Annotated in this window: 19 protein-coding genes; 7 read left to right on the forward strand and 12 right to left on the reverse strand. The window is 50.4% G+C overall.

Annotation, left to right across the window (positions count from 1 at the left end; all coding sequences use genetic code 11):
* Positions 1 to 95 precede the first annotated feature (95 nt).
* Entirely contained in the window at positions 96 to 218 is a 123-nt protein-coding gene (locus tag ACWAU0_RS13760) for a hypothetical protein (protein ID WP_494523482.1), read from the reverse strand.
* Here ACWAU0_RS13760 and proS point away from each other — a divergent pair.
* Complete coding sequence (proS, locus tag ACWAU0_RS13765) at positions 199 to 1,956, forward strand: proline--tRNA ligase (protein ID WP_494523463.1); 1,758 nt, start codon at positions 199 to 201, stop codon at positions 1,954 to 1,956. The genes ACWAU0_RS13760 and proS overlap by 20 nt on opposite strands.
* A 70-nt stretch (positions 1,957 to 2,026) precedes the next feature.
* Here the strand turns inward: proS and ACWAU0_RS13770 are convergent, their stop codons facing one another.
* From ACWAU0_RS13770 to ACWAU0_RS13780, 3 genes are all read right to left on the reverse strand, one after another.
* Positions 2,027 to 2,197, reverse strand: coding sequence for a rubredoxin (locus ACWAU0_RS13770; RefSeq protein WP_020485394.1), 171 nt, complete (start codon positions 2,195 to 2,197; stop codon positions 2,027 to 2,029).
* 242 nt (positions 2,198 to 2,439) lie between these two features.
* Positions 2,440 to 3,744, reverse strand: coding sequence for a DUF3422 family protein (locus ACWAU0_RS13775; protein WP_503428534.1), 1,305 nt, complete (start codon positions 3,742 to 3,744; stop codon positions 2,440 to 2,442).
* Positions 3,745 to 4,048: 304 nt separating this feature from the next.
* Complete coding sequence (locus ACWAU0_RS13780; protein ID WP_458137006.1) at positions 4,049 to 4,270, reverse strand: hypothetical protein; 222 nt, start codon at positions 4,268 to 4,270, stop codon at positions 4,049 to 4,051.
* Positions 4,271 to 4,843: 573 nt separating this feature from the next.
* On the opposite strand from ACWAU0_RS13780, the gene mepK reads away from it, so the two are divergent.
* Positions 4,844 to 5,821 (forward strand): peptidoglycan L,D-endopeptidase MepK, encoded by a 978-nt coding sequence (gene mepK, locus ACWAU0_RS13785; RefSeq protein WP_458137007.1) that lies wholly within the window; start codon positions 4,844 to 4,846, stop codon positions 5,819 to 5,821.
* A gap of 65 nt (positions 5,822 to 5,886) precedes the next feature.
* Here the strand turns inward: mepK and ACWAU0_RS13790 are convergent, their stop codons facing one another.
* From ACWAU0_RS13790 to ACWAU0_RS13800, 3 genes are all read right to left on the reverse strand, one after another.
* A complete protein-coding gene (locus ACWAU0_RS13790) occupies positions 5,887 to 7,659 on the reverse strand; it encodes a L,D-transpeptidase family protein (protein WP_523070803.1) in 1,773 nt (590 codons plus the stop codon).
* Between the two features lie 205 nt (positions 7,660 to 7,864).
* Positions 7,865 to 8,539 (reverse strand): transaldolase family protein, encoded by a 675-nt coding sequence (locus tag ACWAU0_RS13795; RefSeq protein ID WP_171696009.1) that lies wholly within the window; start codon positions 8,537 to 8,539, stop codon positions 7,865 to 7,867.
* 60 nt (positions 8,540 to 8,599) lie between these two features.
* Entirely contained in the window at positions 8,600 to 8,848 is a 249-nt protein-coding gene (locus ACWAU0_RS13800) for a Rho-binding antiterminator (protein WP_458137009.1), read from the reverse strand.
* Between the two features lie 80 nt (positions 8,849 to 8,928).
* Here ACWAU0_RS13800 and ACWAU0_RS13805 point away from each other — a divergent pair, with 80 nt between their 5' ends.
* A complete protein-coding gene (locus ACWAU0_RS13805; protein ID WP_458137010.1) occupies positions 8,929 to 10,104 on the forward strand; it encodes an acetyltransferase domain-containing protein in 1,176 nt (391 codons plus the stop codon).
* A 526-nt stretch (positions 10,105 to 10,630) separates the two neighbouring features.
* On the opposite strand, the gene ACWAU0_RS13810 is transcribed toward ACWAU0_RS13805, so the two are convergent.
* From ACWAU0_RS13810 to ACWAU0_RS13830, 5 genes are all read right to left on the reverse strand, one after another.
* Positions 10,631 to 11,770, reverse strand: a complete 1,140-nt coding sequence (locus tag ACWAU0_RS13810) for a DEAD/DEAH box helicase (protein WP_458137011.1) — start codon at positions 11,768 to 11,770, stop codon at positions 10,631 to 10,633.
* 209 nt (positions 11,771 to 11,979) lie between these two features.
* Positions 11,980 to 12,351 (reverse strand): sirohydrochlorin chelatase, encoded by a 372-nt coding sequence (locus tag ACWAU0_RS13815; protein ID WP_458137012.1) that lies wholly within the window; start codon positions 12,349 to 12,351, stop codon positions 11,980 to 11,982.
* Positions 12,348 to 13,097, reverse strand: coding sequence for an IS5 family transposase (locus ACWAU0_RS13820; RefSeq protein ID WP_129871393.1), 750 nt, complete (start codon positions 13,095 to 13,097; stop codon positions 12,348 to 12,350). Before ACWAU0_RS13820 ends, ACWAU0_RS13815 begins: the two co-directional genes overlap by 4 nt.
* Positions 13,098 to 13,208: 111 nt before the next feature.
* Entirely contained in the window at positions 13,209 to 13,826 is a 618-nt protein-coding gene (locus ACWAU0_RS13825; RefSeq protein ID WP_458137013.1) for an SOUL family heme-binding protein, read from the reverse strand.
* Positions 13,827 to 13,850: 24 nt separating this feature from the next.
* Positions 13,851 to 14,267 carry a thiol-disulfide oxidoreductase DCC family protein gene (locus ACWAU0_RS13830; protein WP_458137014.1) on the reverse strand — a complete coding sequence of 139 codons (417 nt, stop codon included), beginning with the start codon at positions 14,265 to 14,267 and terminating at the stop codon, positions 13,851 to 13,853.
* 1,162 nt (positions 14,268 to 15,429) lie between these two features.
* On the opposite strand from ACWAU0_RS13830, the gene ppgK reads away from it, so the two are divergent.
* From ppgK to ACWAU0_RS13850, 4 genes are all read left to right on the forward strand, one after another.
* On the forward strand, positions 15,430 to 16,173 hold the full coding sequence (gene ppgK / locus ACWAU0_RS13835; protein WP_458137015.1) for a polyphosphate--glucose phosphotransferase: 744 nt from the start codon (positions 15,430 to 15,432) through the stop codon (positions 16,171 to 16,173).
* Positions 16,174 to 16,706: 533 nt separating this feature from the next.
* Positions 16,707 to 17,174 carry a (2Fe-2S)-binding protein gene (locus tag ACWAU0_RS13840; RefSeq protein WP_033155785.1) on the forward strand — a complete coding sequence of 156 codons (468 nt, stop codon included), beginning with the start codon at positions 16,707 to 16,709 and terminating at the stop codon, positions 17,172 to 17,174.
* Positions 17,171 to 19,528, forward strand: a complete 2,358-nt coding sequence (locus tag ACWAU0_RS13845) for a xanthine dehydrogenase family protein molybdopterin-binding subunit (protein WP_458137016.1) — start codon at positions 17,171 to 17,173, stop codon at positions 19,526 to 19,528. Before ACWAU0_RS13840 ends, ACWAU0_RS13845 begins: the two co-directional genes overlap by 4 nt.
* 127 nt (positions 19,529 to 19,655) lie before the next feature.
* The gene (locus ACWAU0_RS13850; RefSeq protein WP_165385976.1) at positions 19,656 to 19,826 is read left to right on the forward strand and encodes a hypothetical protein; all 171 of its coding nucleotides are present in this window, start codon (positions 19,656 to 19,658) and stop codon (positions 19,824 to 19,826) included.
* The last annotated feature ends 39 nt before the right edge of the window (positions 19,827 to 19,865 follow it).

The raw sequence follows: 19,865 nt of genomic DNA on the forward strand, positions 1-19,865 counted from the left end.
TATCAGGTCAAGTTTCCCAAATTTCATCAACAACAGCAATGCTAAAAGTTAGTAGGATAGACTCAAATAGTGTCGTTGATTCGTGGTTTTGGCGTTTAGCCGTTAAAATAGCGGTTTTGATAAAACAACTTCAGGGCCAATATGCGCACTTCCCAATTTCCTCTTAGTACCGTCAAAGAAATACCGGCCGACGCCGAAATAGCCAGCCACAAACTCATGATACGCGCCGGCTTGATCCGTAAACTTGCCGCGGGCGTCTACACCTGGCTGCCACTGGGTTTGCGGGTATTGCGTAAAGTGGAGCATATTGTACGTGCGGAAATGAATAAAGCGGGCGGTCTGGAAGTACTGATGCCGGCTTTGCAACCTGCGGAGCTATGGCAAGAAACCGGTCGTTGGGAAAAATACGGACCGGAATTGGCGCGGCTGAAAGACCGCCACGACCGCGAATTTTGTCTGGGCCCGACGCACGAGGAAATTATTACTGACCTCGCTCGTCATGAGTTGAAAAGCTACAAACAGCTGCCAGTAACGTATTACCAAATTCAGAGCAAATTCCGTGATGAAATTCGTCCGCGTTTCGGTGTGATGCGCTCGCGCGAATTTATCATGAAAGATGCTTACTCGTTCCATCTCGATCAGGAATCGTTACAGGCGACTTACGACGTAATGTATCAAGCCTACACCAATATTTTTAACCGCTTTGGTTTGAAATTCCGGGCCGTGATAGCCGACTCGGGCTCAATTGGCGGTGCGGTTTCCCATGAATTCCACGTATTAGCCGACTCCGGCGAAGATGCGATCGCCTTTTCTACCGCCAGTGATTACGCTGCGAATGTCGAAAAAGCCGAAGCCTTAATGCCGGAAGGCACACGCATCGAGCCGAGCCAAAGCAAAACGTTGGTTGATACGCCAAATCAGCACAGCATAGAGGATGTCAGTCGGTTCTTCAAAGTTGATGAACGACAAGTTCTGAAAACTTTAATTGTCCAAAAGGAGGAAGGTGGATATGTAGCTCTATTACTACGAGGTGACCATACGGCCAACGAAGTTAAATTGAATAAGTTAGGCATAAGCACACCGCTGATTTTTCCTTCAGAGTTAGAGTTACAAGACATTTTAACGGGTAACGAAACTAGCCGAGCTGAAGCTACTTTGATTTTTGGTGAAACAGAAATTCAAAGGCAAAATCGCGAACAAAACCGAAGAGATACAAGAAGAGAAAATTTTGAACATTTTGCGGGATCGTTGGGGCCTATAGGTCTAAACATTCCAATAATTGCAGATCGCAGCGTGACAGTTATGAGTGACTTCATATGTGGTGCGAATATTCCAGGCAAACATTATCAAGGCGTCAATTGGCAACGCGACTTAGAACTGCCGGAGCACATTGCAGATTTGCGCATGGTGGTTGAAGGTGATCCGAGTCCCGACGGCAAAGGGCAAATTACCATTGCTAGAGGTATCGAGGTGGGGCATATTTTCCAGCTGGGTACAAAATACAGTGAAGCGATGAACGCCTCCATCATTAACGAAGCCGGTAAAAACCAGATCATGATCATGGGCTGCTATGGGATTGGTATCTCGCGGGTGGTTGCGGCGGCCATCGAACAAGGCCACGATGAGCGCGGTATTATCTGGCCCAATGAGCTGGCGCCATTTCAAGTGGCTATTTGCCCGATGAATATGCATAAGTCGGATCGCTTGATCGATACGGTCGAGAAGATCTATAAGGATTTAACCGATGCCGGCATCGAAGTGTTGCTGGACGACAGAAAGGTTCGCGCGGGATTTATGTTCTCGGACATGGAGCTGATCGGCATTCCGCACCGGATTGTAATCGGTGACCGCGGCCTGGATAGTGGTACCGTCGAATATCAAGGACGGATGGATAAAGAAAGCCAAAATGTTGAGTTCGGCAATCTAGTCGGTTTTATAAAGGACAAACTTGCTTAGCGTCGATTAGATTAATCAGACGAAAAAGGGCGCAAATTGCGCCCTTTTTATTGACTGCACTAGACGCTTGTTAGCGTACCAGAGTAAACATGGATTTTACCGCGCCGCATTTAGGGCAGCCCCAATCTTCCGGTACGTCTTCCCAACGAGTACCGGGGGCGACGCCGTTGCGTGGATCGCCCAACTGCTCGTCGTAAATGTGGCCGCAGGTTTTGCATTTGTATTTTCTATACTCTGCCATTGATAGATTCCTCGAATTGTAATCACGGTTTAAAGAAAGCCCGGCGATTGTAGCCGATGCTCCGCGCACAAAAAACCACGAAGATTTGGAGGGGATTGTTCGGACTGCCTGAAAGTCGTCCGGCCGGGCTTAATCAGTCTATCCTTAAAACCATCTAATGGCATGATTTTGATAAATAAATGTCATCTTTGTTCTGTTCAATATTTGGCTGGTTTACGGCGCACACCATGATGGGATGGTATTCATTCCGTCGTATTGGCAATGATCTTGTGAATTCGCTTAGTACTTATGCCGATGATCACCAAAATAAACGGAATCGATGCGCCTTCCACCAACTCGGCGTCTACGTGCCATCCTAAACTGTGTAGTGCTTCGGCGATTTTGCCGATTAGGCTCGCGGCATAATAGGTGATAGCTACCATCGAAATGCCTTCCACCATTTGTTGCATGCGCAACTGCATTTTTGCGCGCAGGGCCATGGACGATAGCAAGCCCTGGTTTTGCCGCTCGATAATAATGTCGACTTTGGTGCGTAACAACTGGCTGGCATTGCTGACGCGCTCGGAAACCAGGGTGAAGCGGTGGGATACGGAATTGCAGGTATGCATCGCTGGTTCCATACGTCGTTTCATGAATTCGCCCAAGGTTTGAATGCCCTGAATCCGCACTTCGCGCAAGTCTTCCAGGCGTTGGCCGACCAATTGGTAATATGCGCTGGCTGCGGCAAAGCGAAATTGATGGGTGGAAATATGGTTCTCCACTTCAGCCGCCAACGCCGTTAACTCATCCAGTAGTTTGGCGTCATCGTTATCCGGCTGGGTCATGGAATTGGTGATGGTATACAACTGCCGATCAGCCTTTTTTAATTCCGGATATAGTTTGCGCGCGATAGGAAACGCTAACAGCGCCATCACGCGGTAAACTTCGATATCGAACAAACGATGCAATAAGCGTCCGGCCTGCGCGGTTCTCAAGTTTTGATTGACCACCAAAAATCGGCTAAAGCCATCGACATGAATCCGAAAATCGGTAAATACGGCTGCCGCGCCGCCAGTTACTTTTGAGCCGACGATCGGGTTGCCGGCAAAGTAGGTGGTTAGTGGCGATAAATCCATTTCGTCTTGGTAATTAACGTCTGCTGCTGAGACGACGCTGGCATGAGCGGCAACGATCACTTTTCCGCTGATCTGCGATAACCAATCGACTGGGACTTTTTTTAAAGCAGGGTCTGCAAACGGCTCCGCGGCGGTGTCGTAGGCATAAAAGCTGTAGGTACTGAATTCGCCGTGTTGCTCCCAACTCATCTGAAACGCATCGAAGCTGGCGCTAAAGTGGTCCGCATCCAGGTCGGGCGGTGCAGTTCCAAACCGTTCGCAGAGTGCTTTCAAATGCCGACGTTCTTGCATTTTCTCGTCGCTTGTTAGCGATAATGCCAAGTAACTGGCCCTGACCGGCAAGCTGAGAATAGACGAGGCCCTAGCATGGACTTCGTTGTGCAAGATAAACCGTTGCGGATGATTTTCCGGGATCTGAAATAGAGTAGTCACAAGTAAATTGGGTAGCATCAAAGGTTAGCGTCTATCGCTTTTACCGATGAATATAACGTAGAGAAGGGTAGGTTGCTACTGCCCAAGCGGATGCGGGCAACGGGCGATAAAAAATCCGAGTATCAGAAATGTGTGACGCCCTTATCCAGGTGTGTTGATAAAACGGTTTGCGCCAAGCAAGTTATTGATTTTAAATGGATGTCTATATTGGAAAGCCCATTGGCTCTGACGCAGGCCGTTTTTTGACAGCGATGTTTGTCGGGTTTGAGTAATCGGTTGCGACTTTTAGGTCCGCGGTTGAGTATTACTCCAGTTTGGTAAATTTGCTCACAAAGCTGATTTGGCAGTTTTGACCTGTTATCCCGGATGCAAAACTCCTTTGGTGGCGTAAATAAGAGTCGTACATGGCGCAGCCATCGTGCGAATGAAAGTTTATGAAGGGGTCGTAGCCTTTTTGGGAAAAAAAGGAATGACAGAGCTGCTGAGATAGTGTCAGTTGATTTTGGGGTTTAATGAGCTTTTCCATGTCGTTCTCCAATGATTTGCAGTCGAGATACCATACGCTTTCTAGCAAAATGCTTCTGTGATACGCGGTTCGTAGTTAAAAATATTTTGCGTTTTTATTAAAAAAATGGCGAGAAAAAAGCCTGAGTCACAAAGCTGGTGTTTTCGTTTTATGGGGGCAGTTTGTCCCTCGCAAGTTTTAGCGTCTTAATTTTCAAGTCAGCTTTTACAGTACTTTGCGGACAGCAACTGATTATTTCGATAGGGCGCGGCTTGGCTGGCTTCGCATATCAAAACGGTGACATTGTTTGGGTTTGTCCGCAGTTGTCAGGCTATTTCTGGTGCTTTTATTGCTGTCCGGAAAATTCTAAGAGCGCGAATAGTAAGCGGAGAAAGTGAGGTTTCAAGCTGAATTGATTGGCAGTTTAGTGTGGGTTGAATGTCTGCAAGCTTCTCCTGTGTAAGCAATCCTTGTGGCAAAATGTCGGCAAAAGCAAATTTGAAATGTGACAGAGTGCTATAATTACAAAACACCGATAGGCATTAGCCTTCGGAATCATCACTATCCGAATGATGTTTAATCAGGAGATTATGGATGCTGAGACATAATTTAGAAAATCAAGACAATAAGCAAGACGACGTAGAGCTGTCTCGACGCAGTTTCTTTGGGCGTCTGGCTGTTGGTGCGGTTTTATCTATTGCGATGCCCGGCGTAGTGCATGCTGCGAAAAGCGTAGCGGTAAAAGCGGATAAAAACCATCGATTGGCGAAGTCGGCAAGGAGCGCAGTGCGTTTGCCTAAACATGGAGTCATTCAGGCTACCAAGGCTGTTCGTCAACCTGCCAAACTAAGCAAAAGTGCTGGCGGCAACAACCTTAAACCTGCTGCCGGCGAGCATGGTCACCTGCATACCGCCCATGCGGAACGCCACTCCCTGCATGAGTCTCGTGTGCGAGATATTTACACAGGCAAAAAGCAACACGTAAACACGGCGTCATACCATGCCAATCGTCATGGTAATCAGGGCGGTAGAGTACATTCTATTATTCAGCCGGCGCCAAGAGAGTCATTCATGGAATCTAGCCAAGATTCGTTGTTCTTGGCTGATCACGGTCGCTTGGCGACACATCGGGCGTTGGCGTTTCAAAATCCGCACACTGGGGACAAATTAAGCCTGACGTATTTTGAAAGAGGCCGTTATCTTACTGATGCGTTGGATGAAATCAGCTTTTTGTTGCGCGATTATCGCACCGACGATGTGCATCCTATCGATCCGGAATTACTGGATCAATTACACGATTTGAAACAAATTTTGGGTTTAAATCAACCGTTTGATGTTATTTGCGGTTATCGTTCGCCATTGACCAACGCTAAACTGCATGCCGAGAATTCCGGGGTTGCGAATAACAGCTTCCATATGCACGGTCGGGCTGTGGATATTCGCATCGAGCGCTTCGATCTTCGGCGTATTCATAGTGCGGCGCTGGCTATGCATCGTGGCGGAGTCGGATATTACCCTGAGTCAAACTTTATTCACCTGGATACCGGAACCTTCAGAACCTGGAAGTTATAGAGTCGTTCGCTCATAAAAAAAGCGCCATTTGCGGCGCTTTTTTTATGTCTGCTCGATTTTCCTGTTTATGGATTAGTGCCGACGTCCGTGCTTTTGCTCATCACTAATTGATTATTCGCTGTCGAACTAGCAGTTGTCGGCGCATGGATTTTGTCCAAGGCCTTTTTCAGTTGTTCGTCCTGGCCGTAAACGTCCGGGTAGAAACGTAACTGGTTTTGATGGTCGACAAATGTCGTGCCGTAATAAAACAGTACCGGTACGGCACGTTTTAGCGTCACGTGGCGGGTTTTAGGGGCCGACATTGCTTGCTTGATGGATTCTTTGTCCCAGCCGGCCTGATCACCCAAAACAAATTCGGCTAATTGTTCCGGCGCCGATACCCGCACGCAACCATGGCTTAAATCCCGACGAGGGCGGTTAAATGCGGCATGGCCTGGGGTGTCGTGTAAATACACATCGGCGGTATTGGGAAATACGAACTTAACCCGTCCTAACGGATTTTTCTTGCCAGGCCGCTGGCGCGCGCGTAAATAACTGCCACCGCCTTTCTCTTCACTGTTTTGGTGTCTTACCAGTTCTATTTCCTGGCTGGCTAAATAGCCTTGGTTATTGGTTGCTTTTGGCAGAATTTCTTTTTCATAAATAGTTTTTGGAATGTTCCAGTAAGGCATAAACTCCAAATATTTCATTTCTTCCCATAGTACCGGCGTTTGGTTGCTCGGAGACTTACCGACTACTACTTTCATGTTCAGCGGGTTGGGGTCGTCAACTGAATTGAACGCCCATAACTCAAATGCTGGGATATTAACCACAATCATCGGCCCATCGGTGGTGTCCGGAATCCAGCGTGCGCGCTCCATGGCCAGCGCGATCTGGGCGATTTTTTCGCTCGAAGATTGATTGAATAATGCCGCAGTGGCCGAACCAATCACGCCGTCGGCCGTTAAACCTTGTTGCTGCTGAACCTTTTTGACGGCGGCAACCAAATCGTTGTCGTAAGTTTTACTGTCGGCGGCATTATTATTGTCCAGTAAGGCCATGTCCCGTAGCCGTTGGCGCAAATGCACGATATGTGGATGTTTATCGCCGGGACGTAGCATTTTGCCGGGCTTGAATTCCTGAGCCCCCGTTTGATTTCCCAACCGCTGCAAGCGGGTGAAAATTTGTTTGAGTTGTTGGTATTGTTTGGTTTTAGGCTCAAACTGACCGACTACCTCGGTCAATGTTTGCGCTGCCAAGTGTTGTTTCAACAAGCCAGCCAAGTCCAAAGCGGGTTTGGGGGCGATGTGTACCGGATACTCAACATCGCGTGGATCTACTTGGCCGTGCCGCAAATCGTGTAGATAACGCGCCAAAGATACGGTCAAAGCCACATCGTATCCCGCAACGGCCGCACTATCCGGATTTGGTTCATTGATCAGCTGTTTCAGGCGGTCAACATCATAATTGGCAGGATTCAACGCATCATTGGATGCATTGTTTAATATGCTCAATAAATCGTTCAGGTTTTTTTCCGAGCGATTTGCCGTAAACCAGATCGGTTGAAATTGAGTGCTCAGGTAGATTTGGCTAACAAGTTCGCTAACGCGGCTAAAGTCGGCGCGTAACAATAGCGGATGTCGTTTGCTAAGCAGAATGGCGCCAATCGGGTTGTCGGCAGGGATAGGATTAACGACTTCAGGAACGCTGTTTATCGAAGGCAGACTGGTTTCCGGCACTGTAGCCGGCATATCTGCGCTCCATGCCTGCTCCGTTCCCGCATAATAAATACAGGCCGCCAACGCTAACCTGGCATACCTATGGCGCGAATTTTTCAGGGCGTGCGATTGAGTTGTCATGGTTACACGAATAGGGTTCGAATTGGGTGTTTATTGTGTGCTTTGCGCTCAAGTCTGGCCGCAAAGCTAATCAATATAATGTTAGTCTAATTGTACCCTGTTATGACAACAATTGACGCGAAAAGCTTGCCAAAGCTTTGTAATGTGCGGTACCAGGAGAAGGGCGGGGTTGTTTTCAGAGTTCCCTACATCTCCTCCCTCTACTTTAGCTTTCAAAAGACAGTTTATCGGCAAATGCCGATTGCCAGTCGTGGCTGAATTTCTCAACGGCGGTGTCGGTAGCTGGGGTGGTCAAGATTTGCTGGGCGATGTCCAGCGGCAAAGTGACTGCGCCAACGCCAAGTTTTAACACCTGCAACACCTGATTGACATTCTTGAAGCTGGCAACCAAAAGTTTGCTGGGCAATTGGTAGCGGTCTATTAAAGCCTGCAAATCGCTGACGACAGCAATGCCGTCAAAGCCTTGATTGTCGATGCGGTTGAGATAAGGCGCCAAGTAATCCGCGCCATGCAGCGCAGCAAGCATCCCTTGCTGCACGTTGTAAATCGCAGTGGCTAATAGCGGGATATTAGCTTTTTTCAGCTGTTTGATAGCACTCAAACCAGCGGTATGCGCGGGTATTTTGACGATAATGTCGAACGGCAATTCATGAAGTTTATGCGCTTCCGCAATGATACCGTCAACCGAGGTACTAAGCACTTGCACATGAAACCGCGTTTGTGGGCCCATGATGTCTGTCAGTGCGGGCAGCAATTCCTGTAGGCCTATACCGTTCGCCGCCATAATCGACGGATTGGTAGTAACGCCCGCCAAGGGCAAAGCTGGGCAAAGGTTTTTGATGCTGGCGACATCGGCGCTGTCTAAATAAATTTCTAACATGGAACGGCGTGTGGTTTTACGGATAAAAGCGGCCAGTATAACCAGTGCTGTTGCTTATCTTTAGAAAATTACCTCGGTAAATCGCGCGTTCGGTGTGATTACTTGCAGTTTTGCCAGTTGATCCAGCGCGATTTTCCCGGTCGGGCTATCTTCTACCAATAGAAATTCGCGTCTTTCTTCGGTCACTACATTCAGCGCCAGGCCCTCGACGATTCTTTGATCCTTTAATGTCAATCTAACCCGATAGCCGTATAGACAGGCAATTTCGATATAGTCGTGCAAATCGCAAGCAATTCGTGATTCGCTCATGGCATCTCTCCCTTGAGTTTTTTGTTCATCGATCTTACCCTCCGCGTTTTCGATAAGCCAATCATCTGGGGCAAATTATTTTGGATAGCAATTCATCTTCAACACGCTTGGCGTCTATCGACATCTTGCGCGGCCTGGTCATGGTATTGATGACGTTGGATCACACTCGCGATTTTTTCAGCGACAGCCGTTTTAGTCCCACCGATCTGGATAAGACCTCAGTGGCCTTGTTTCTGACCCGTTGGATCACGCATTTCTGCGCGCCGGTGTTCGTGTTTTTGGCCGGTACCAGCGCGTATCTATGGCAGAGTCGCCGGGGAGCGGATGCACCGTTGAGCCGGTTTTTGCTGGAACGTGGCCTATTGCTGTTGGTTTTAACCTGCACCGTGGAAGCCTGGTCGTGGAATTTTCGCGCCGATCTGCGGCATATTGACGGCGGTGTGTTATGGGCAATTGCTTGGTCGATGATCGCCTTGGCCGGGCTGGTGAAGTTGCCGCTGGCTTGGTGTGTAGCCTTCGGTGCGGCCATGATCGTCGGGCATAATGCCTTCGATGCAGTCAAGCCTGCCGACTTGGGTGGTTTTGGTCCCTTATGGGCCGTGCTGCATACCGGTGACGATGTGCCGTTCGGTGACGGCTGGCTATTAAATCCTTATTACCCGTTGATTCCGTGGATAGGGGTGATGGCGGTTGGCTTCGGTTTTGGAAACTTATTGATTGACAATGTCTGGCGCACGCGGCGCCGGCTGTTTACTTTAGGTCTAAGCCTGTTAGGGTTGTTTTTGGTTTTGCGTTTCAGCAATGTTTACGGTGACCCCAAGCCATGGCAAAGCTATCCGGACCCCGTATTTAGCGTATTGTCGTTTATCAACTGTCATAAATACCCGCCGTCCTTATTGTATCTGTTAATGACTTTGGGACCGGCGCTGCTGATTTTGGGGATGGCTGAGGGCAAGTCCGCGGAACGCTTCGGTGTTTTGCAAGTATTCGGCAGGAATCCGTTGTTATTTTATCTGCTGCACTTGTACCTGATTCATGGTCTGGCAGTATTGGTGGCGACGGTCACAGACGGACCTGTATCAGCAATAATCGGTGGCGGTATTTGGGTGCCGGAGCTGCCGCAAGACTACGGCTATGGTTTGCCGGTGGTTTATGGCATTTGGGTGTTAGTGGTGCTAACGCTGTATCCGGTTTGTCGAAGTTTTGAAGCCCTAAAAGCCCGCAAGCCTGATTGGCGTTGGCTCAAATACCTGTAACCTGCATGGCGTGTTTTCACGAGGCGGCAATTTTCCATTAAGTTTTCGCGGCAAGTTTGGCAACTGCCAAATGGCTGTGACCCGTGCTCGGTAAAATTTTAAACCGCTATTAACCGGGTGTGGCTTCCTTAGCCTGCTTTTGCTTGTTCAACTGATTTAAAAAATAGCTTTGATAATTCCAGCCGGGACGGGGAGGCGGTGGTTGGTGAGCGAACGGCATAATAAACCTCTAGTGGTGCGTTGATTAGGGATAAAAGTGCTCCCGCCGGCTCAGCAACGATGCGCTGTATTGCTTTGATCGAGCCGGCGGGAGCATTAACTAGGAAATATTGAAACTAATCCACTGCGAGCAAGAATCTACCAGCGAAAAGCCGACAAGCAAGTGCGGGTATGATTTTACTGCGATGAAATACGGCCCAATCTGCCTCGCCGTTCTGTCGATAAAGTGACTGACGGAACAGCGAGGCATCCTAGGTTTTTGCACGCTCAACCACATGACAGGCTGGCGAGCGGGGATTGACTTAACTTAAGCGGCCGCGAAGCCGTCTACCTGCTCGCGGGGAATTTGCAGGCCTATCAGTTTTTCCACCAGACGCAAGGCCTGATATTCGTCTTGCGATACCAGCGAAACTGCCTGACCGTTTTGTCCGGCCCGGCCGGTTCTGCCGATGCGGTGTACATAATCGGCGGAAGAGCGCGGCAATTCGAAATTGACCACATGCGGTAATTGGGCGATGTCGATGCCGCGCGCTGCCACATCAGTGGCGACCAATACGCGAATCTCGCCGGCTTTGAAACCGGCCAAAGCGCTGGTTCTGGCGCCCTGGCTTTTGTTGCCGTGTATCGCCGCGGCTTTGATATTGGCCGTGTTCAGCTTTTCGGTGAGTTTATTCGCGCCGTGCTTGGTGCTGGTAAACACCAATACTTGTTGCCAATCTTTGGTTTTGACCAAATGGGTTAACAGCGCGGTTTTGGCGGTTTTACTGACCGTATAAACCCGCTGCTCAATGGTCTCGGCAGCGGCGTTTTCCAAAGCCACTTCGATTTTGACCGGGTTGACCAGCAAATCGCCGGTTAGCTTGCGGATGTCGGCGGAAAAAGTCGCGGAAAACAGCAGGTTCTGGCGTTTTTTCGGCAGCATCGCCAGAATTTTGCGGATGTCTTTGATAAAGCCCATGTCCAACATGCGGTCGGCTTCATCCAGCACCAACATTTCCACCTTATCCAGTTTGACGGCGTTTTGACTGACCAAGTCCAATAGCCGACCTGGTGTTGCAGTCAAGATGTCCACACCGCCGCGTAAACGCATCATTTGCGGATTGATCTTCACGCCGCCGAACACTACTTCCGACTTTAAACGCGGTTGCTGATGCGCGCCGTATTTATTAACAGATTCGCCCACTTGCGCGGCGAGTTCGCGGGTCGGTGTCAGAATCAGCGCGCGGACTGGGCGATTGCGGCCATGGCTGGTTTGCGCCAAGCGCTGCAATATCGGCAAGGTAAAGCCGGCGGTTTTGCCGGTGCCGGTTTGTGCGGCGGCGAGTAAATCGCGGCCGGTTAATACGGCGGGTATGGCTTTATTTTGAATAGGGGTAGGGGTGGTGTAGCCGGAATCGGCGATTGCTTTAATTAAAGCCTCGGATAAACCGAGATTGGAAAATGGCATTAAGGGTCTCAAAGGGGAAAATAAGGGGAGAAATCTGTGTGCGGCAGTAATGCTGTCGCGATGTCCGCCCGGGGACTAAGGGAATTACATATTGAAGATGAACTTTCAGGCAGCAGTCTATCACGGTTAGTGGTTTAAGGTTAGGAAACCCGTGTTAGCTTGATCTGACGCTTGTTCGTTGCGGCGAAATTGACGTGCAAAAGCCGTGTTCAAATTGTCAAACTGGCCAGATCGATCAGTATCTCGCGGATTTTCTCCGCCGCGCCCAAATGGTTGGCAATGCGTATGTCGATTTTTGGATGTATATCGTGAATCCTTTGCACTTGTTCGGGAATATCGATGCTGACGTGGCGTCCCGCCGACAGGAAATAAGGCATCACGACAATCTGCCGCGCGCCGTGGGCTATTTGTTGGCGTAAGCCTTGGGCAATAGTCGGTTCGGCGATTTCTAGAAAAGCATAGTCTATTGCGGCGAAGCGGGTAGGCGCCAGCCGCAGTTGTTCTATCAGCTCGCGAATCTCAAGATTGGAATCCTCCCGGCGGCTGCCGTGCGCTACCACTAGGGGCTGTTGCCGTTTCACATCGGTAACCATATAAATGCACAAGCCAGGGCGATAGCACCTTCAAAATTGCGTTTTAGTTTGTCATATCGGGTGGCAATAGCTCTAAAATGTTTCAGTCGCGCAAATACGTTTTCAACGAGGTGGCGATATTTATAGAGACACCAGTCCATTTCCTCATTCCCGACTATTGAATTTTGTTTTCTTGGGATGATGGGGACTGTGCCTTGGTCTCGAATTTGAATCCGTAACGGCTCGCTGTCATACCCTTTGTCTGCAATCATGTAGCCCGCCTGGGGGAGCTTGGCCACAAATTCCGGCGCTTCTTTGCAGTCATGTACTTCGCCCCCCGTAATCGAGAACTGGATGGGAAGTCCACCGGCATCAACCGCCATATGGATTTTGGTCGTGTTGCCTGCGACCGATTTCCCGATGGCTGTTGGGTTTTCATGGGCGCCGCCGCTACTGTGTTGATGGGCTTTAATAATGCTGCCATCAATAAATAGCCATTCCAAATCAGGCTCAATCACTAGCGCTTGAAAGATACCCCTCAGCTTTTCTTGCAGTGACCAGGCATTGAAGCGCTTGTACACGGCATTCCACTTGCCAAAAGCGACGGGCAAGTCTCGCCAAGGGCAGCCAACACGCAAGCGATAAAAAATCCCTTCGACCGTTTGCCGAAGACCGGGTTTGTCGTAAATGCTGAAACTCAACATAATCGTTTTTAGCTTTTCCCAGTGGGTATCTGTAAGCAGTTGGCGTGGCATTCGCTAGTTATCGTTTGATTGAAAACTCAATCAATATGGCTCGCCAATCGATTTTCAAAGGGATTATGACAAAATGGCAACAGCCCCTAGTAAATGCGTCACCGGACAGCCTTATTCGATGTCGATATGAATTTCGTTGCGGCGCAGGGCTGGTAGCGTCCAAGGCGGATCATAGGCCGCCGAACGCGCGGCAGATAAGGCAGTGAGCTGTTGTTGTTCGATCCAGGCCATCAGGAGGCTGCTTTTTTCGTTAATTTTTTCCAAAGTCAGACTGCCGGAATAGTGCAACACCGCGACTTTTTTCGCGGGTAAAGCTTTGATAGTCACTTGGGGATCGATTGGCGTTGGTAAGGTTTCGAGGCTATAGCCGGCCGGCATCACAAAAGCCATAGTCCATTTATTATCGACTGCCTGCTGTAACACTGGCGCGGTCATAGGGATGTGTTCGCCGGCATTTTCCCGAAACACCGGGGCGGTCATGGCCATCTGTTGCTTTTGCTGATTCCCACCAAAAATATAGCCGGCCAAGCGATTGAAACCGATATTGCCGGCTTGCGCATAATCGGCGTCGATCACGGTTTCGGCAATCAGCAAGGATGGATATTGCCTGATTTGCACGTCTCCCTGTTCCGAGAGCAATTGGTATTGCGGTTCTGCGCTGCTTCTAATGCCCATCACCGTACATCCAGTCAAAATCAGGCTGCCGAGTAGTGCTAAGGGGTTTTTCATATAAGCGAGTCTCGTCAGATAGAGTCATGTTTTTCCATGACCGGAGCGAATGCTGCAACTGGCATCTTGGCAGGGTTTGGCGCCAAACAAAGTACCTAAGCGTAAACGGTGCCGGGCAAACCCTGCATACAGACGGTCAAACAGCGGTTTTAGCAGAGGCCAGCGGGTGAGAGCCATCAGCCATCCCAAGCCGACAGCGCTGTAAGCAGCGTAAAATACCGGCATGCCCTTGATTAGGCGGCCATCGGCATCCACGCCATGGATTTCCGCCATCAATTCGTCCAGCGATTTACCATAGTCCGCCGGATTAAACCCCTCGGCATGAATATCTTGCAAACCCAGCTTGTTTTGCTTGTTTCGCGACTGCAACCAAGTCACTTCCCTTCGGCAAATGGGGCAGTGGCTGTCGTAAAGTAGCGTGAACACGTGTTCATTATTCATGGGGTTGTTCCGGGAAGTTTTGCGCTAGCAGGCTTGTCATAATCAGGCTGGCAGCCGGATCCAACATACGCTTCCGCAAAAAAGTCCCCTTACGATGCGGGACTCGCGCAGTTGGCGAGAAACTCGCATCGAAGGGGATTACGGGCTATCAAGCACCCCTCTGAGGACGGAACGTGTGTCAGGAATCAACAAATTTAGCACTCCGCAATCTACCAGCGGATGTGGCGGAAGCAAGGGGGCGAATGCTAAAAAAAGGTAGGGTGATCTCGCCACATTCCCGCTTTCTGGGCGGCAGGGACAAAAACGATGTTGATAGGCTATTCCAGCGATAGTTCCCGTTTTATTGTTTATGAAAAGGGAATTATGAATAACATAAATGGCTAATTGTAAATTTTCGACAGGGGATTATAGTGAAGCCGTAGTTTAGAGCCACTGCAAACGCTTGATGCAGAGCAGATAAACGCTTCAGGTAAGCTTAGGAAAAACAGTATTGCCTATCCTCAGTTTACTGTGGGTATTTGGAACTTTTCGATGGATGAGTTGGTTATATCTACGCTGTCGTTCGCTGCTGCGAATTTTCAGTACTTTGATTTTTGTTGGACCCGCTAGTGCTTTATGTTTTATGTGTGACCTCCCTCGTAAGCAGTGACTCCGGCACTGCACACTCTATAGCCTCTATCGTGGTATTCGGTAGAGGCTTTTTTTATCTACATGACGGGCTATTTGCTCCGTACGTGGTAAATCGCGTAGCCGGCAAAAAACATGGTTAAAAGGTAAATTGACACTGTAATCATTTTGTACTCCTGGTTATCTTTATTGTTGTGCGGCATTTATAACAGAAATCCGGGTACATAATCCGGTAATTGCTTTGGCAACAGCTTTTGCGTGTTAGTGTTGTCGGCGCTGATCGGGGTTTTCCACAAAAACTGTGGATAAGCTTGTTGGTAGGCTGGTAAAAGTTAGCGCAAGTTGCTGTATTTAAGCAGGCGCTCGTAAATTGGCTAATAATTGACCACGGTTACCTGATTCATCAATTACTCAACACCGGAAATCGATAGCTGCAACCTTTGTTTGCCGATCATTTTGACGGAAAATTTTCTAAGCTCTTAGCTGCTCTTCGCCTAGAATGTCTAATCTGCATGGCAAACTTTCAGGATATTTTATGCAAATTCTTGGTGTGGATATTGGCGGTTCGGGTATCAAAGGTGCGATTGTCGATACCTTAACGGGCGAACTGGTCTCCGAACGGCACCGGATCGATACGCCGCAGCCGGCAACCCCGGAGGCGGTAGCCGCAGTGCTGGCGCAATTGGTATTGCATTTTGGCTGGACTGGACCCATGGGCTGCGGTTTCCCGGCAGCGATTCAACAGGGCGTTGTGCGCACGGCCGCCAACATCTCCAAGGCCTTTATCGGCACTAATATCGATAAATTGTTTTCAGAAGCCACTAACTGCGAGTGTCACAACTTAAACGATGCGGACGCGGCAGGTATTGCGGAAATGCATTTCGGCGAGGGTGCCGACCAAAAAGGCGTGGTTCTGTTGATTACCATCGGCACCGGTTTGGGAACAGCGCTATTTACCGACGGCAGTCTGCTACCTAATACGGAGCTGGGTCATGTGTATCTGGAAAATGGGCTGGAGGCCGAGCGTTACGCATCCGATGCCGCCCGTAAACTACAAGATTTGGGTTGGAAAGCTTGGGGCAATCGCTTCAACGTTTATTTGAATACGATGGAAAAACTGTTCTGGCCCGATCTGATCATTTTGGGCGGCGGTGCGAGTAAAAAATTTGATAAATTCAAAGAGCAGATAGGCATAAAAACGCCGGTGAAGCCGGCGGCATTTCTAAACCAGGCCGGTATTGTCGGCGCGGCTTTATTTGCTAAATCGAAAGTTACCTGAGCGATGGCGCTTCAGGACAGAAAACCTTGTTATTGAAGACGGTAAAACAAGAGTTTTTTCAAGTAGCGCTAATATTTTTACCTTCGATAAATTCTGTTTCCAAGTCACCTTGACTATGAAATTACCCGCGGTAACCTGAGCTCATGAGGTTGCTGGCAGTGAAAAATTTATTTTTCCGTGAGAGCAATCAGACAAGATAGTCGGCAGCCTCATATTTCCCATATGTAGTAAAAGCTAATTTTCTGACTTCTTGTATCGCAAGCTTGTCGGAGATTGGTGCAAATCATGGGTGGTGCTGGTGACGCAAGCCTCTAGGTCGGGAGATAGCTAGAGGCCCGTCATCAGTATCATTCCTGGTAGTTTCTTTATCCGCAAATGACTAAAACGCCATGTACCAGCGTTTTAGTTTGTTCCAACGCCAAGTGCCTTTACTGCCCAATCCCGCCCGTGTACCATGCTGCGAACTATCGCGCCGATATTGCTGATGGATGTGCCGGCGCCGTTATCAACCGCCGACCGAAGCGAGAAAACTCATGACAACGCTCAATATCAACGGTAAAAGCCGCAAGATAAATCTGCCCGCTGACACACCACTGCTTTGGGCGCTGCGCGACCAATTAGGGTTGACCGGCACCAAATACGGTTGCGGTATGGCAGTGTGCGGCGCCTGTACGGTGCATATCGACGGCGAGCCGACCCGCGCTTGTGTCACGCCTATTTCGGCTGCGGTGGGCAAAAAAATTGTCACTATCGAAGCGATAGAACAGGATCAGACCGGTAAAAAAGTCCAGGACGCTTGGTTGAATTTGGGCGTGCCGCAATGCGGTTATTGTCAAGCGGGGCAAGTGATGGCGGCTACGGCTTTGCTCAAAAATCATCCGCAACCCAGCGATGCCGACATCGATAAAGCCATGAGCGGCAATTTATGCCGTTGCGGCACTTATCCGCGGATTCGCGCAGCGATCAAGCAGGCTGCCGGTTTGCCGGAGGTACAATCATGAAAAACTCAGCCGAATTTCTGCAAGCCAATAACAAGCCAAGCGATACCGACGACGATTATTTGATCGACAACGTCAGCCGCCGGACCTTTATCAAGCAGTTTGCTTTGAGCGGCTTCGTGTTGGCCGTCGGTCTGCCTACTTTGCTCAGAGCGGACGAAGCCGCCGCACCGGCAGCCGCCGGCAAGTTCGGGGCCGACGCAATGCCGCACGGTTGGGTCGATAATCCTTTGGTGTTTGTGGCTATCGCCGCCGACGGTGCGGTCAATATCATCTGCCATCGTTCCGAGATGGGGCAGGGCATACGCACCAGCTTGCCGATGGTGGTGGCTGACGAGCTGGAAGCCGACTGGTCCAGGGTGCATGTGGTGCAGGCGCCCGGCGACGAAAAGCGCTTTGGCAATCAAGACACCGACGGTTCACGCAGCATGCGCCACTTTTTCATGCCGATGCGCCGGGTCGGCGCGGCCGCCAGACAAATGCTGGAAGCTGCGGCGGCAGCCCGTTGGCGCGTGCCGGTAACAGAAGTCCGCGCCGAGCAGCACCGGATACTGCACATCCCCAGCGGCAAAGCCTTGGGCTACGGCGAATTGGCCAAAGCAGCGGCGAAATTGCCGGTGCCAGACCGCGATAGCTTGCGTTTGAAGAATTCTGCGGAATTTCGTTACATCGGTAAAGGCCGGCAAGGCATTTATGATGGCCGGGATATTGTGTCCGGACGTGCCATGTATGGCATCGATACCCAACTGAAGGGCCTGCTCTACGCCGTCGTGGCACGACCGCCGGTATTGGGCGGCAAGGTTTTAAAATATGACGCCAGTGTCGCGCTGAAGGTGCCGGGGGTTGTCAAAGTCGTGGAACTGCCCAGCAGTCCGCTGCCGGCCGAATTTAATCCGCTTGGTGGCGTCGCGGTGATTGCCAGCAACACCTGGGCGGCTATTCAGGGCCGCAACGCCTTAAAAATCGAGTGGGACAATGGCGAACACGCCAGCTACGATTCTCTAGCTTACAAAGCCGAACTGGAAGCAGCAGTCCGCCAACCAGGCAAAGTGGTGCGCCAACAAGGTGATGTCGATGTTGCCTTGCAAGGCGCGGCCGAACGTCTGGAAGCGGAATATTATTTGCCGCATCTCGCCCAGGCACCGATGGAACCACCGGCAGCGACGGCCCGAATCAGCAAGGGCCATTGCGAAATTTGGACTTGTACCCAGGCGCCGCAGTTAACCCGGGATAAGGTCGCGAAATGGCTGAAACTGCCGGAAGACAAAGTGACGGTGAATGTTACGCTGCTGGGTGGTGGATTTGGCCGTAAATCCAAGCCCGATTACGTCATCGAAGCGGCTTTGTTATCGCAAGCGATGCAAGGCAAACCGGTCAAAGTCACCTGGACCCGCGAGGACGATTTGCATCATGCCTATTTCCACACGGTGTCCTTGGAGCGTTTGGAAGCGGGTTTGGATGCGCAGGGCAAACCGATAGCCTGGCTGCACAGAACTGCGGCACCGAGCATTTCATCTACTTTCGGACCGGACAGCAAGCAACAGATGCCGGTGGAATTGGGGATGGGGGTGATTAACGTGCCGTTTGCCATCGACAATCTGCGTATCGAAAATCCGCCGGCCGCCGCGCATACCCGTATCGGCTGGTTTCGCTCGGTATCCAATATTCCGCATGCGTTTGCCGTGCAGTCCTTTGTGGCGGAAATGGCGACCGCGGCGGGACGCGATCATCGGGATTTTCTGCTGGACTTAATTGGCCCGGCGCGGCGTATCGATCCGACCAGTCTAAACGACACCTGGAATCATGGCGAATCGCCCGCGCTTTATCCGGTCGATACCGGCCGTCTGCGCCGCGTGATCGAAACGGTGACTCGCGAAGCCGGCTGGGGCCGGCAGTTGCCCAAAGGCCAAGGCTTGGGGTTGGCTGCACATTACAGCTTTGTGACTTATGTGGCTGTCGTTGTGGAAGTGGTAGTGGATGAAGCCGGCAAATTAAGCATTCCTAGGGTCGATGTGGCGGTGGATTGTGGGCCGCAAGTCAATCCCGAGCGGATTCGTGCGCAGATCGAGGGGGCTTGTGTCATCGGTGTCAGCTTGGCGACGCTCGGTGAAATCAGTTTTAAAAACGGCGCCGTGCAGCAAGACAATTTTCATGCTTATCAACTCACGCGCATCGACGACGCGCCACGCGAAATCAAAGTGCATCTGCTGCCGCCCGCCGAATTCGATACGCCCCTGGGCGGGGTTGGCGAACCGGGCGTGCCTCCGATTGCGCCGGCACTGTGTAATGCGATTTTTGCCGCCACCGGGCAGCGGATCCGGCAGTTACCGATAGGCGATCAGCTGCTGAAAGACTGAGAATTTATGGGCATGGCGGTGAGCTGAATTAGCTTGCCGCACCCGTTTAAAGCTTTGGTAAAACCGGTCGATAAATGGATGCCAGCCGAAACATGGCGGGTACTATTCAATCCAGAGGAGATAAATCATGTCATCCGTATCGGGAGTAGGTTCAACACCGTATTTCCCTATCACCAACCAAGCGAAACAGCCCGCAGCCAATCAGCAAGCAGCAACGCCGCCCGTGCAAGCGGTTGTGAAAGACACAGATGGCGATAATGATGCAAGAATAGGCAGCAAAATCGACACCTATGCCTGATAGGCCAGCGGTGCCAAGCAGTAAGAAAAAGCCGGGTAA

The organism is Methylomonas sp. Uni0009 (genome assembly GCF_054188105.3).

Coding starts and splice junctions, on each gene's coding strand:
- ACWAU0_RS13760 (WP_494523482.1), bottom strand. CDS start 218: ATGAGTTTGTGGCTGGCTATTTCGGCGTCGGCCGGTATTTCTTTGACG.
- ACWAU0_RS13770 (WP_020485394.1), bottom strand. CDS start 2,197: ATGGCAGAGTATAGAAAATACAAATGCAAAACCTGCGGCCACATTTAC.
- ACWAU0_RS13780 (WP_458137006.1), bottom strand. CDS start 4,270: ATGGAAAAGCTCATTAAACCCCAAAATCAACTGACACTATCTCAGCAG.
- mepK (WP_458137007.1), top strand. CDS start 4,844: ATGCTGAGACATAATTTAGAAAATCAAGACAATAAGCAAGACGACGTA.
- ACWAU0_RS13790 (WP_523070803.1), bottom strand. CDS start 7,659: ATGACAACTCAATCGCACGCCCTGAAAAATTCGCGCCATAGGTATGCC.
- ACWAU0_RS13795 (WP_171696009.1), bottom strand. CDS start 8,539: ATGTTAGAAATTTATTTAGACAGCGCCGATGTCGCCAGCATCAAAAAC.
- ACWAU0_RS13800 (WP_458137009.1), bottom strand. CDS start 8,848: ATGAGCGAATCACGAATTGCTTGCGATTTGCACGACTATATCGAAATT.
- ACWAU0_RS13810 (WP_458137011.1), bottom strand. CDS start 11,770: ATGCCATTTTCCAATCTCGGTTTATCCGAGGCTTTAATTAAAGCAATC.
- ACWAU0_RS13820 (WP_129871393.1), bottom strand. CDS start 13,097: ATGCCACGCCAACTGCTTACAGATACCCACTGGGAAAAGCTAAAAACG.
- ACWAU0_RS13825 (WP_458137013.1), bottom strand. CDS start 13,826: ATGAAAAACCCCTTAGCACTACTCGGCAGCCTGATTTTGACTGGATGT.
- ACWAU0_RS13830 (WP_458137014.1), bottom strand. CDS start 14,267: ATGAATAATGAACACGTGTTCACGCTACTTTACGACAGCCACTGCCCC.
- ppgK (WP_458137015.1), top strand. CDS start 15,430: ATGCAAATTCTTGGTGTGGATATTGGCGGTTCGGGTATCAAAGGTGCG.
- ACWAU0_RS13840 (WP_033155785.1), top strand. CDS start 16,707: ATGACAACGCTCAATATCAACGGTAAAAGCCGCAAGATAAATCTGCCC.
- ACWAU0_RS13845 (WP_458137016.1), top strand. CDS start 17,171: ATGAAAAACTCAGCCGAATTTCTGCAAGCCAATAACAAGCCAAGCGAT.
- ACWAU0_RS13850 (WP_165385976.1), top strand. CDS start 19,656: ATGTCATCCGTATCGGGAGTAGGTTCAACACCGTATTTCCCTATCACC.